Genomic DNA, 13,291 nt, shown 5'->3' with positions numbered 1-13,291 from the left:
GGCGCACCACCCCGGCGGCGGACGGAACCGCCCGTTCGCGTCGGCGCCCGGTCGCCCGATCGCCGCCGGCACGGATCGGCGCAGGTGCTGCGGTCGCGGTGTCGATCGGGCCGCGGACCGGTTGCGAACCGGTCTCGGGAGTGACCGACGACGCCCTTCCGGAGGCGCGGACAGGCGTAGGCTGACGCGCGGGAGGCACCGAAATGACTGCCATGAACACCGCTGATGTGGAAGCGGAGCTGCACCGGATCCGAGCGTTCGCCGACACCGACAACCGTCGCCGGCAGTGCATGGCGATGGTCCGGTTGGACGAGTTGCACAGCCAGGCCGTGGATCTCGCCGCACAGCAGAGCCTGATCAACCGCATCGTCTCACTGCGACGCGAGATCAAGGCCACGCTGGAGCGCACCCCGGTCCACGCCACCCGGCACTGACGCCCCCTTCGCGGCGACCCCGTCCCCGTCGTCGCCGCGCATCGAATCCCTCGCACCGGGCGCGTTGCCGCGCGCCGCGCCCGGGCGACGCGCCGACCGTGCTGTCGGCTCTCTCACACTCCGCGTCCGACCAGCGCTTCTTCCGGGTCGCCCTGGGCCGACCGGGTGACGCTCGAGACGCGCCCCGCGGTGCTGCCGCACCCTCCGCGCACGCCGTGATGGGGTCAGCAGGTGAATAGGCCCTGCTCTATGCTCTAGGTCACATTGCGATCGCCATGTCTCCACATCCAGCGGCCGGCGGGCGCCGATCCCGCGTCGGCCCCGGACCCCTCGAGGAGTGTCGAGCAGTGACCTGAAGCGCCTCGTGACGTGACCGAGCCGGCCCGCATCCCCTTTCCCTGTGCCATGAGTGAGCGATGGAGAACCCGACGATGACGACGACCACCCTGGACGAACGACCGAGCGAGACGGCGGAGCGGCCGCAGCTGTTCAGCCGTATCGCGGTGGTGAACCGGGGGGAGCCGGCGGTCCGGCTGATCAAGGCGGTGCGTGAACTCAACGCCGAGCGCGGCACCGACATCAAGGTCGTCGCCCTGCACACCGAGTCCGAGCGCGGGGCGTTGTTCGTCCGGGCCGCCGACGAGGGCGTGCTGCTGCGGGACGTCGGCACCGCCGGCATCCCCTACCTCGACCACGCCGAACTCGAGCGGGCGTTGCGGGTCAGCGGTGCGGACGCGGTGTGGGTCGGCTGGGGTTTCGTCGCCGAGGACGCCGCCTTCGCGGAGCTGTGCGCCCGGCTGGGCATCACGTTCATCGGCCCGTCACCGGACGCGATGCGCCGCCTCGGGGACAAGGTCGAGGCCAAGCTGATGGCGGAGGCCTCGAACGTCCCGGTCGCCCCGTGGTCGGGCGGCCCGGTGGAGAACTCCGAGGACGCCAGGAAGCACGCCGAGGTGATCGGCTACCCGATGATCCTCAAGGCCCGCAGCGGCGGCGGCGGTCGCGGCATCCGCATCGTGCGCGACCCGTCGGAGCTCGACGAGGCGATCGAACGGACCCAGGGCGAGGCACTGCGCAGCTTCGGTGATCCGGTCATCTTCATGGAGCACCTGGTCGAGGGGGCCCGGCACATCGAGGTCCAGGTCATCGCCGACAACCACGGCACCGTCTGGGCGCCCGGCGTGCGGGACTGCTCCATCCAGCGCAAGAACCAGAAGCTGATCGAGGAGAGCCGGTCGCCGGCGCTGACCGACCAGCAGGACTCCGACCTCCGGCAGGGCGCGATCGCGCTGGTGAAGGCGGCGGGGTACCGGGGCGCGGGCACCGTGGAATTCCTCTACCAGCCGCAGAAGAAGACCTTCGCGTTCCTGGAGGTCAACACCCGGCTGCAGGTGGAGCATCCGATCACCGAGGCCACCACCGGGATCGACCTGGTCAAGCTGCAGATCCTGGTGGCCGCGGGCGAGCCGCTCACGGGGGAGCCGCCGACCGCGTTCGGGCACGCGATCGAGGCGCGGCTCAACGCTGAGGACGCCGAGGCCGGTTTCACCCCCGCGCCCGGGGTGGTCGAGCTGCTCACGCTGCCCAGCGGCCCGGGGATCCGGGTCGACACCGGCATCGCCACCGGTGACGTCATCCCGCCCGACTACGACTCGATGGTCGCCAAGATCATCGCCTGGGGACGGGACCGCTCCGAGGCGCTGGCCCGGCTGCGCTGCGCGCTGCGGGAGACCACCGTCGTGCTCCGCGGCGGCACCACCACCAAGTCGTTCCTGCTGGAGCTGCTGGACCGCCCGGAGCTGATCGACGGCACCGCCGACACCGGATGGCTGGACCGGGTCGGGCTGCCGCTGGCCGAGGGTCTGCCGGCGCACGCCGACGTGGCGCTGCTGTCGGTGGCGGTGGACGTCTACGAGGCCGAGGAACGGCTGGACCGGGACGCCTTCCTGCGCTCGGCGCGGGGTGGCCGGCCCCGGGCGCGCGACGTCCTCGGGCGCACGGTGGAGCTGGGCTACCAGGGCCAGTCGTACAGCCTGCAGGTCGCGCAGATCAGTCCGCACCGCTACCGCGTCACGGTCGACAACGCCCCGGCCGCCGGCGCCGCCGGCGCCCCGGACGGCTCGCCCGTCACCGGACCCGTCACCGTCGACGTCGCCGTGGAACGGCTCTCGGAGTTCGAGAGCCGGGTGACCGTCGGTTCGGGCCGGCACCGGGTGGTGACCATCGAGGGCCCGTCCGACCACCGCGTCGAGGTCGACAGCGTCAGCCACCGGGTCACCCGCGACGAGGGCGGCATGGTCCGCTCGCCCGCGCCCGCCGTGGTGGTGGCGATCCCCGCCGCCGCCGGCGACGAGGTCGAGGCCGGTCAGACCCTCATCGTGCTCGAGAGCATGAAGATGGAGACCCACGTCCGGGCGCCCTACGCGGGCCGGGTGCGGGAGGTGCTGGCCACGGTCAGCTCCCAGATCGACGCCGGCGGCGCACTGCTGCGCCTGGACCGCATCGAGACCGACGACGCCGCCGCCGCGGCCGACACCTCGCCGCGGGTCCGCTTCGCCGCGCGGGGAGCCGCCGCGACGCGCGACCACCGGGCCGTCGCCGAGCAGAGCCTGGGCCTGCTGCGCGCCATGATCACCGGGTTCGACGTCACCGCCGCGCAGGCGCGGCAGGCCCTGTCGACCTACGACAACGCGCTGGCCGACCTCCCGGAGGACGGCGAACTGCGCCGGGCGGAGTTCCAACTGCTGAGCACCTTCGCGGATCTGTGCGAGCTGTCGCGCAACCGGCCCGCCGGTTCCGAGCAGGCCGCCGACGAACGGGTGCACAGCCCGCGCGAGTACTTCCACGCCTATCTGCACTCGCTGGACGCCGAGCGGGAGGGCCTGCCGGTGTCGTTCCGGCAGCGGCTCACCCGGGCGCTGCGGCACTACGGGGTCACCGACCTCGAGCCGTGCCCGGAGCTGGAGGACGCCGTCTTCCGGGTCTTCCTCGCCCTGGAGCGGGCCGGCACGCAGACCCCGGTGATCGCCGCGCTCCTGGAGCGCTGGCTGGTGAACGGCGGGGTTCCGGCGGGAGCCACCGAGGAGGACCTCGGCGACGTGCTGTCCCGGCTGATCGTCGCCACCCAGCTGCGCTACCCGGTGATCGGTGACCTCGCCCGCAACGTCCGCTTCCAGGCGTTCGACCGGCCGGTCATCGAGGCCGCCCGGGCCACCGTGTTCACCGGCAGCCGGGAGACGCTGCGGTATCTCGGCGAGAACGCGGACGCACCCGACTACGCCGACCGGATGGCCGAACTGGTCAACGGTCCGCAGCCGCTGATCCGGCTGCTGGCCGAGCAGCTCGTCGGCCGGGGCCCGTACCTGGAGCCGATGCTCGAGGCGATGACCCGCCGGTACTACAAGGTGCGCACACTGACCGACGTCCGCACCGGCCGCACCGACGACCGGCCGTTCGTCACCGGCAGTTTCGACCTGGGCGGGCAGTCGATGCACCTGTTCGCCACCGTCGCCGACGGCGAGGCGGACCTGAGCACCGCGCTGCGTCTGGCCGAGGGCCGGGCGGCGGCGGCCGCACAGCCGTGGAACGTCGTCACCGACGTCTACCTGTCCTGGCCCGACCGGCCGGGCTCCGACGAGGTGGCCGGCCGGCTGCAGGCCACCCTCGCCGGATTCCCCGGCCTGTTCGCCGGGCGCCGGGTGACGGTCGTCGTCTGCGCCGACGCGGCGCGCATCGACACCCGCACCGTGGAGCAGTTCACCTTCCGCCCCAGCGGTAGCGGACCGGTCGAGGAGCGGGTCATCCGCGGCATGCACCCGCTGACGGGCCAGCGGCTGGACCTGTGGCGGCTGAAGAACTTCGTCGGCACCCGCCTGCCGTCGGCCGAGGACACCTACCTGATGCACCTCGTCGCGCCGGACAACCCGGCCGACGAGCGGTTGGTCGCGATGGCCGAGATCCGGGACGCCCAGCCGGCCCGCGACGCCAGCGGCGTGGTCACCGGCTTCCCGGCGGCCGAGCGCGTGCTGGGCGCCTGCCTGGACAGCATCCGGCGGGTGCAGGCCTCCCGCGGGAACAGGGCCCGGCTGGACAAGAACCAGATCTTCCTGCACGTCTGGCCGCCGATCGAGCTGCCGCTGCGGGACCTGACCCAGTTCGCGCGGAACTACGCGCCGCTGTCGATCGGCGCCGGCCTGGAGGAGATCACCGTCCTGGCGACGCTGCAGGAGCCCGGTCAGCGCGCGCGGGCCATCGCGTTGCGCTTCACCGACGCGGCCGGCACCGGGATGACGGTCAAGGTGACCGCACCGCCGACCGACCCGATCGTCCCGCTGGACGACTACACGCAGAAGGTGCAGCGCTCCGCGGCCCGCGGCCTGGTGTACCCGTACGAGATCGTGCCGCTGCTGACCGGTACCGAGGGCAGTTGGGCGGAGTACGACTTCGCCCCGTCCGCGTCCGGCGAGGTCGCGTTCGGGCCGGTGGACCGGCCCAAGGGCCGGAACAAGGCCGGCGTCATCGTGGGCCTGGTGTCGACACCGACGACGCGGTACCCGGAGGGCATGGAGCGGGTGGCGATCTTCGGCGACCCGACGAAGGCACTGGGCACGGTGGCGGTGGCGGAGTGCGCCCTGGTGGTGGCCGCGATCGACCTCGCCGAGCAGCGGGGGATCCCGGTCGAGTGGTTCGCGCTGTCGTCGGGCGCGAAGATCTCGATGGACTCGGGCACCGAGAACATGGACGGTGTGGCCCGCGCGCTGCGCCGGATCGTCACGTTCACCCAGTCCGGCGGTGAGGTCAACGTCGTGGTGGCCGGCATCAACGTCGGCGCGCAGCCGTACTGGAACGCCGAGGCGACCATGCTGCAGCACACCAAGGGTGTGCTGATCATGACCCCGGACAGCGCCATGGTGCTGACCGGGAAGCACTCCCTGGACTACTCGGGCGGGGTGTCGGCGGAGGACAACTTCGGCATCGGCGGCTACGACCGGGTGATGGGCCCGAACGGCGAGGCGCAGTACTGGGCGCCGAATCTCGCCGGCGCGGTGGACGTGCTGTTCGCCCACTACGACCACGCCTACGTCGCCCCGGGTGAGCGCTTCCCGCGGCGGGCGACCACCGTCGACCCGGTCGAGCGCGACGTGCGGACCTCCCCGCACACGCACCCCGACAGCCCGTTCACCACCGTCGGCGAGATCTTCTCCGAGGAGACCAACCGCGACCGCAAGAAGCCGTTCGACATCCGCGCGGTCATCCACGCGGTGGTCGACGCCGACCACGCGGTGCTGGAGCGGTGGGCGGCGATGGCCGACGCCGACACCTCCGTCGTGGTCGACGCCCACCTGGGCGGCTACCCGGCCACGGTGATCGGCATCGAGTCGCGGCCGATCCCACGGCGCGGCTACCTGCCCGCCGACGGGCCCGACCAGTTCACCGCGGGCACGTTGTTCCCGAGTTCGTCGAAGAAGACCGCCCGGGCGATCAACGCGGCCAGCGGCAACCGGCCGCTGGTGGTGCTGGCGAACCTGTCCGGGTTCGACGGGTCACCGGAGTCGCTGCGCAAGATCCAGCTGGAGTACGGCGCCGAGATCGGGCGGGCCATCGTCAACTTCGACGGGCCGATCGTGTTCTGCCTGGTGTCGCGCTACCACGGCGGGGCCTTCGTGGTGTTCTCCGGGGCGCTCAACGACAACATGGAGGTCGTGGCGGTCGCCGGGTCGTTCGCCTCGGTCATCGGTGGGGCCCCCGCCGCGGCCGTGGTGTTCACCCGGGACGTCAACAACCGCACCGCCGCCGACCAGCGCGTCAAGGAGCTCGAGTCGGCGCTGGCCGCGTCCGGCGACGACGTCGAGAAGGCCGAGTTGCGGGTCCGGCTGGCCGACGTGCGGTCGGCCGTCCGCGCCGAGAAGCTGGGTGAGGTGGCCGCCGAGTTCGAGGCCATCCACAACATCGACCGCGCCAAGGAGGTCGGATCGGTGCACACCATCATCCCGGCCGAGGAGCTGCGGCCGTACCTGGTGAGCGCTCTGGAGCGGGGGATGGCCAGGACCGTCGCGGCACCGCAGGCCTGACCGCCGCCGTCCACCGCGCCCGTCCCGCTGCTGTCGAGTGGGGCGGGCGCGGTCGTCAGCGGGGGGTCGTTATCATGGACAGGTCCAGATCGACGCCGTCGCTGACCCTGCGTGCGCGCGTCCCGGAGTCCCACGTGCGTTCCTCGACACCCCCGACCGGTCCCGCCCGCCTCCTGCGCGACCACGGCCTGCGGGTGACCACCCCGCGCGTCGCGGTGCTGACCGCGGTCGCCGCCGCGCCCCACTCCGACGCCGAGCACATCGCCGCGGCCGTCCGGGCCGCCGGTGCCGACGTCTCACGCGCATCGGTGTACAACGTCCTCGCCGCGCTCACCACGGAGGGCCTGCTCCGCCGGATCGAGCCGGCCGGATCACCCGCCCGCTACGAGACCGAGACCGGCGACAACCACCACCACCTCGTGTGCCGCTCCTGCGGACTCACGGTCGACGTCGCGTGTGCCGTCGGCTCCCGCGGCTGCCTGGCACCCGCCGACCCGGCGGGCTTCTCCGTCGACGAGGCCGAAGTCCTGTTCTGGGGCCGTTGTCCCGCATGCCGGGCCGCCGGCTCCTGATCCCTGTCCCGGGCGCACCCGCGCCCACCGCACCACCGTCCCCGCACGAGAGGAATCCACCCATGACCGACGTCGCCAGTCAGGGCCCCGCCGCCGGCGAGGAGGACCGCCCGGTCCTCACCAACCGCCAGGGCCATCCGGTCTACGACAACCAGAACCAGCGCACCGTCGGGGCCCGCGGTCCGGCCACCCTGGAGAACTACCAGTTCCTGGAGAAGATCAGCCACTTCGACCGGGAGCGCATCCCGGAGCGGGTGGTGCACGCCCGCGGTGCGGTGGCCTTCGGCACCTTCGAGGCGACCGGGCAGTGGGGCGACGAGCCGATCGCGCGCTACACCCGGGCGAAGCTGTTCGCCGAGGCCGGCAAGCAGACCGACGTGGCCATCCGGTTCTCCACCGTGATCGGCGGGCGCGATTCGTCGGAGGCGGCCCGCGACCCGCGCGGTTTCGCGGTGAAGTTCTACACCGAGGACGGCAACTGGGATCTCGTCGGCAACAACCTCGCCGTGTTCTTCATCCGCGACGCCATCAAGTTCCCCGACGTGATCCACTCGCTCAAGCCCGACCCCATCACCTTCCGCCAGGAGCCGGCCCGCATCTTCGACTTCATGTCGCAGACGCCGGAGTCGATGCACATGCTGGTCAACCTGTTCAGCCCCCGCGGCATCCCGGCGAACTACCGGACGATGCAGGGCTTCGGCGTCAACACCTACAAGTGGGTCAACGCCGACGGTGAGTCGCACCTGGTGAAGTACCACTTCCAGCCGCGGGCCGGGGTGAAGAGCCTGACCGAGGCCGACGCGGCCAACATCCAGGCGACGAACCTCGGGCACGCCTCGCAGGATCTGTACGAGTCGATCGACCGTGGGGAGTTCCCGCAGTGGGATCTCTACGTGCAGCTGATGAGCGACGACGAGCACCCGGAGCTGGACTTCGATCCGCTGGACGACACCAAGGTGTGGCCGGAGAACGAGTTCGAGCCCAAGCTCGTCGGCACCATGACGCTGAACCGCAACGTCAGCGACCACCACAACGAGAACGAGCAGCTCTCGTTCGGAACCGGCGTCCTCGTCGACGGTCTGGACTTCTCCGACGACAAGATGCTGGTCGGCCGGACGTTCTCCTACTCCGACACCCAGCGCTACCGGGTGGGCCCGAACTACCTACAGCTGCCGGTCAACAGCCCGAAGAACGCCCGGGTGGCGACGAACCAGCGCGGCGGGCAGATGTCCTACGGCGTGGATCTCGGCGAGGGGCAGAACCCGCACGTCAACTACGAACCGTCGATCACCGGCGGCCTGCGGGAGGCGCAGTACCCGACGCACGACGAGCAGGGTCCGGAGATCACCGGCCGGCTGACGCGCAAGCGGATCCCCCGGACGAACGACTACACCCAGGCCGGTCAGCGCTACCAGCTGATGGAGCAGTGGGAGAAGGACGACCTGGTCGCCAACTTCGTGACCCTCATCGGGCAGGCCGACCGCGCCGTTCAGGAGCGGATGGTGTGGCACTTCCTGATGGTCGACGACGAGCTCGGGCTGCGGGTCGGTGAGGGACTGGGCCTGTCGCCCGACGACGTCCGGCACCTCGAGCCGTTGCAGAGCCAGACGCTGTCCGACGACGAGCTGGCGCGGCTGTCGAACCTGGGCAAGAACGGACCGCGGGACGTCAGCGGTCTGACGATGACCCACGTGGTGCCCAACGAGCACGTGGTGGTCCAGCGGTAGCGGGCAGGTTTACCGCGCCTGCGGGCCGGGCAGTCCGGGAGTGATCGCGACGACCCTCCCGGGCCGTCGCCGCGGGTCGAACAGCGTGCCCGCCGAGGCCGGATGCCGTCCGGGGGAGAGAACCCCCGGCGGCGCCGGCCTTTCCCTGCGGTGCGAACCCCGCCGACGGAAGCGAGACCCGGATGAGCTGTCACGTCGATGATCTCGGCGTGTCCGACCGGGACCACCGGTGACGGCGACCCGGCGGGCGCCGGAAGCTCCCTCGACGGTGGCCGGTACGGAGTTCGACGCCGGGACCGTTGCGGCGGCAGGCGTCTCACGCCGTGGCCGGGCCCGGACCCAGGTGGCGCAGTTGCTGGTGGCCTGGCTGCCGCTGGGGTTCCTGCTGCTCGCCTACGCCGCGGCGCAGCTGATCAACCTGCCGATCGGCGACGACCTGGTCCCCGGCCGGCACAACGCGCTGGGCTTCGGACTGCACGTGGCCGAGCCGGCCACCCTCGACCGTGCCGTCTTCGGGGTGCTACCGACCGCGTGGTTGCAGCAGCACCTCTACGCCGCCGGCGGTTCGCACTGGTACGACGCGATTCTCGCCGTGGTGTACGTCAGTCATTTCGTGGTGATCCCCCTGGTGACGGCTCTCCTGTGGTTCCGGGTTCGCGACCGGTTCCGCCCGTGGATCACCGCGGTGCTGGTGATGACGGTCGCCGGAACGGTGACCTACGTGGTCTACCCGATGGCGCCGCCGTGGATGGCCGACGAGCTCGGGATCGTCGACGGCGTCGCCCGGATCTCCGACATCGGCTGGGACCAGCTGCATCTCGCTCCGGTCGGGGAGTTGCTGACGCAGAGCCAGGGGGCGTCGAATCCGGTGGCGGCGATGCCGTCGCTGCACGCGGCCGGAGCCGCCCTGGTGTTGCTGTTCTTCTGGCCGCTCGTGGGAGTCTGGCGGCGGGCGTTGCTGGTGGGCTACGCGCTGGCGATGGGCTTCGTGCTCGTCTACACCGGTGAGCACTACGTGGTGGACGTCGTCGCCGGCTGGGTGGCCGCCGCACTCGGGGTCCTCGCCTGCCGGCTCTGGGTCCGGTGGCGGGCGGGTCGCTCCACCGATGCGCGACGACGACGACTTCCGGCCACCGCCACGGGACGCGCTCCGTTCGCACCCTGACCGGCTCGAACGGCCACTGTGTCGACGGTGCCTCCGGGTCCCGTGGTCGCTACGGTGTCGCCGCTGTTCGCCCGGACGAACGTCATGCCCCCGGGCCGGAACGCGCGAAAGGCCGGGCGTTCCCCGAAGGGTCCGCCCGGCCTCACCCGGTAATTCAGAGGATCTTGCCGAGGAGCCCGCCGATACCGCCCTGCCCACCCGCGCCGCCGCCGCCGGTGAACTTCGCGATCAGATCGGCGGGGTTGATGCCGAACTTGCCGAGCAGCCCGGAGTCGGCATCGGTGTCGACCTGGTCGGGAAGCTCGGTGGCGGCCCGGTCAGCGTCGTCGTGCTGGCCGTTCCCGCGCAGCATGTCCAGGATGGTGTTCTTGTCGATGTTCATTCGGTGTCCTCCGTGGTGGTGGGGATGGCACCGGGACCGGTGCCACGGGCGAATTCGGTTCCGCGTTCGAGAGCGATCTGCTCGCGCCGGATCTCGTCGGTGACCACACGGTCCTCGACGACGGTCGACACCTCGAGCCGGACGCGTTCGACCGGCACCGTCTCGGTGGTGACCACGACGCGTTCCTCGCTCAGCGTGAGCCAGCGGTCGGCGTCGCCGGACGATCCTGCCGGGGCGTGTTCGTCCACCGGGCCGGCGTCGGGCAGGTCCACGTCGACGAGGCGGACCTCCTCCCGGGAGACCTGGACGGTGATCGTCCTGGTCTCGGTGACCACGTACTTCTCCAGGCGGACCCGCCGGGACGGCACCCGCACGGTGGAGATCGCGAGTCGCTCCTCCGACAGGGTCATCGCTCTGGACGGGGCCGTCGGTGCGGCGTCGGCCTCGCGGGGCCGGGGGGCGGTCATGACAGCGCCGTCCGGGCGCGGCCCAGGATCCCACTGACGACCTGGCCGGCGCGCTGCTGCTCGCCCTGCTGCGCGGCGAGCACGATCAGTGCGGCGGTGGTGATCGGGGTGATCCACTGGGCGATCCGGAGATGCTGACGGGCGGTGGCGCCCGCGGCGGGGGTGTCGGGTCCGGAGTTGACGGCGCCGTCCGTGGGGTTGAGGCCGGCCTCGGCCTGCACCCGGCCCTGCCAGGCGCTGTAGGCGGTGCTGGCGGCGGCGACGCCGGTCAGCGCCGTCTTGACGATCGCCGTGGTGGCCACGCCGCGTTGCCCGACCAGGCGTCCCTTGTTGGCCAGGGTCAGTCCGACGCCGCCGATGGCGTGGACGCCGATGGCCGCGGCGCTCACGGGTGCCCAACGGGCCCACCCGGTGGCGCCGAGCGCGTTACGGCGCTCCGGGTCCCTGATGGTGTCGGTGGCGCCGTTGAGGCCGACGGCGCCCATCAGCGAACCACCGAACCAGGCGGCCAGGCCGATGTCGTGCAGACTGCGGATGAGGGTGTTGCGGTCGGACATGGGAAGCCTCCGGGAAATCGGACGACGGCGGTCGGACGGTGGCGGAACCGGAACGGTGCAGCCCTCCGGGTGGAGGGCTGCACCTGCGGCCCACGGTTCCCTTTTGCCCACCGGATCCGGTGACCGGTCGGCTCGGGGATCCCGTGGTCAGTCGCCCAGGCCGGCCTTGTCGACCTTGCGGTGGAACCGCATGCCCGCCTTGCCGCCGAGCAGCGCCGCGACCAGGGTGACGACGATGATGGCGACGATGGCGATGATGCCGGCGGTGGTGATGCTGCCCTCGTCGAGGGGGATGCGGGGGAGGTTCAGGGTGGACAACACGTTGTACTGCGACCCGAACACCGCGACCAGGATGGCGACGACGACGGCGACGATGATGCCCCAGATCCAGACGGCCAGCCCCTGCTTGGTGCCGTTGAAGCGGGCCATCCGGCCGGCGACGTAGCCGCCGCAGAAGTAGGCGATGAAGAGCACGACGAGCAGCGCGATACCGCCGACGAGGCCGACCGTGCGGGCGGCGCCGGTGGCCTGCGAGGCCTGCTGGGTGATGTCGTCGGTGGTGGTGTCGCTGGCCAGGCTGAGTGCCACACCGGTGGCGGCGAGCAGGGACATCAGGATCGCGGCGACGCCGGCGGCGGCCAGCCAGCCGAAGAACGCCGATCCGAACTTCATCCCGCCGAAGCGCTCCTCCTCCCGCGCCTGCACGGTGTGGCGGTCCACGCCCAGGTCGGCGGCCACCTGCTGATAGGGGCGCGCGCCGGTGGAGTCGTGGTCGGCGTCACCGGAGAGCGAGCCGGGAGCGGAGGCGGAACCGGCCGGGGTGGACCCGGCGTCGTGGGGGGAGGTCATGGTGATCCTTCGTGGTGTCGGTGCCGGCGGGGTGCCGGCGTCTCGGGGATGGCGCGCCTGCGGTGGGGACCGGCAGGTGTGCGGCCCCGGGTGGTGCGCCGGAATCGTCCGGCGCACGTCGGGCCGCGGGGCGGGTGTCCGACCGGACGCGGTGATCGCGGTCGGACACCCACCCGGGTGCCGCTACTTCAGGGCGTCCTTGGCCTTGTCGACGAGGCCCTTGGCCTTGTCGCCGAGGCTCGCGTCGTCGTCGTTACGGCCGTTGGCGCCGGTGGTGATGTGACCGGTGGTGGTGTCGACGCCGGTGGTGTCGAGCTCCACCTGCTCCTTGCGGACGGTCTCGGTGACCTGCTGCTGCTCGGTGACGACCTCGGTGCCCAGGGAGACGCGCTCGACCGCGACGGCCTCCTTGTCGACGACGACCCGGTCCTCGGTGAGGGTGACCTCGATGGCGTCCTCACCGATGACGGCGTCCCGGATGTCGCCGGCCGCGACGGGCTCGCGCACCAGGGTGACCTCTTCGTGGGACACCGGGACGGTGACGGTCTGCTGCTCGGTGACGACGTACTTCTTCAGGCGGGCGCGGCCGGCCTCGACGCGGCGGGTGCCGACGTGCAGCTGCTCCTCGGAGCGGGTGATGTAGCCGTCGTCGTCGCGGGTCGTCCGCGGCTCCGGCGTGACGTCGGCCGCCGTGCGATCGGTGGTGTCCGTCGTGGTGGTGGTGGCGGTCTGACCGGCGGTACCGATGCCGTAGTAGGAGTAGAGCTCGTTCTCCTCGTCGACGGAGAGTTCGGCGTCGACCGCGTGGTGGGGAGCGTTCTTCACCTTGTCCTTGTCGTAGGGCACGGTGACGGTGGAGCCGTTCAGGGTGGCGTTGTCCAGCGGCACGAAGGACTCGTTGGCGCCGAACCAGCCGGTCTTGACGGTGACCCAGGTGAGGTGGCCGTCGGCGTTGTCGACGTAGACCTGACCGACCTTTCCGATGGTGTCGCCGCTGGTGCTGGCGACCTCGCCCTGCGACATGATGGTGGCTGCCTGGTCTGCGGGGATCATGGTGCGTTCCTTCC

Annotated in this window: 10 protein-coding genes; 5 read left to right on the top strand and 5 right to left on the bottom strand. The window is 71.6% G+C overall.

Annotation, left to right across the window (positions count from 1 at the left end):
- Positions 1–212 precede the first annotated feature (212 nt).
- The 5 genes from DB033_RS07805 to DB033_RS07785 all read left to right on the top strand — a co-directional run bounded on the left by DB033_RS07805 (position 213) and on the right by DB033_RS07785 (position 9,969).
- Positions 213–434 carry a hypothetical protein gene (locus tag DB033_RS07805; protein ID WP_111766189.1) on the top strand — a complete coding sequence of 74 codons (222 nt, stop codon included), beginning with the start codon at positions 213–215 and terminating at the stop codon, positions 432–434.
- A 485-nt stretch (positions 435–919) separates the two neighbouring features.
- Positions 920–6,505 (top strand): ATP-binding protein, encoded by a 5,586-nt coding sequence (locus DB033_RS07800; RefSeq protein ID WP_111767320.1) that lies wholly within the window; start codon positions 920–922, stop codon positions 6,503–6,505.
- A gap of 74 nt (positions 6,506–6,579) precedes the next feature.
- Positions 6,580–7,077: a Fur family transcriptional regulator gene (locus DB033_RS07795; RefSeq protein WP_111766188.1), complete on the top strand. Its 498-nt coding sequence runs from the start codon at positions 6,580–6,582 to the stop codon at positions 7,075–7,077.
- Between the two features lie 62 nt (positions 7,078–7,139).
- Positions 7,140–8,804 (top strand): catalase, encoded by a 1,665-nt coding sequence (locus DB033_RS07790; protein ID WP_111766187.1) that lies wholly within the window; start codon positions 7,140–7,142, stop codon positions 8,802–8,804.
- A 229-nt stretch (positions 8,805–9,033) separates the two neighbouring features.
- A complete protein-coding gene (locus DB033_RS07785) occupies positions 9,034–9,969 on the top strand; it encodes a phosphatase PAP2 family protein (protein ID WP_111766186.1) in 936 nt (311 codons plus the stop codon).
- A 154-nt stretch (positions 9,970–10,123) separates the two neighbouring features.
- Here the strand turns inward: DB033_RS07785 and DB033_RS07780 are convergent, their stop codons facing one another.
- The 5 genes from DB033_RS07780 to DB033_RS07760 all read right to left on the bottom strand — a co-directional run bounded on the left by DB033_RS07780 (position 10,124) and on the right by DB033_RS07760 (position 13,277).
- Positions 10,124–10,351 (bottom strand): hypothetical protein, encoded by a 228-nt coding sequence (locus DB033_RS07780; protein WP_111766185.1) that lies wholly within the window; start codon positions 10,349–10,351, stop codon positions 10,124–10,126.
- On the bottom strand, positions 10,348–10,818 hold the full coding sequence (locus tag DB033_RS07775; RefSeq protein ID WP_111766184.1) for a DUF2382 domain-containing protein: 471 nt from the start codon (positions 10,816–10,818) through the stop codon (positions 10,348–10,350). Before DB033_RS07775 ends, DB033_RS07780 begins: the two co-directional genes overlap by 4 nt.
- On the bottom strand, positions 10,815–11,375 hold the full coding sequence (locus DB033_RS07770; RefSeq protein WP_111766183.1) for a hypothetical protein: 561 nt from the start codon (positions 11,373–11,375) through the stop codon (positions 10,815–10,817). The genes DB033_RS07775 and DB033_RS07770 overlap by 4 nt, the downstream gene beginning before the upstream one ends.
- Positions 11,376–11,522: 147 nt before the next feature.
- A complete protein-coding gene (locus DB033_RS07765) occupies positions 11,523–12,224 on the bottom strand; it encodes a hypothetical protein (protein WP_111766182.1) in 702 nt (233 codons plus the stop codon).
- A gap of 183 nt (positions 12,225–12,407) precedes the next feature.
- Entirely contained in the window at positions 12,408–13,277 is an 870-nt protein-coding gene (locus DB033_RS07760; RefSeq protein WP_111766181.1) for a DUF2382 domain-containing protein, read from the bottom strand.
- Positions 13,278–13,291: the final 14 nt, after the last annotated feature.

It is taken from the genome of Nakamurella deserti (assembly GCF_003260015.1).
GTDB lineage: Bacteria > Actinomycetota > Actinomycetes > Mycobacteriales > Nakamurellaceae > Nakamurella > Nakamurella deserti.
The sequence above is the reverse complement of the archived record's forward strand: the minus strand, read 5'-3'. Positions and strand labels throughout refer to the sequence as shown.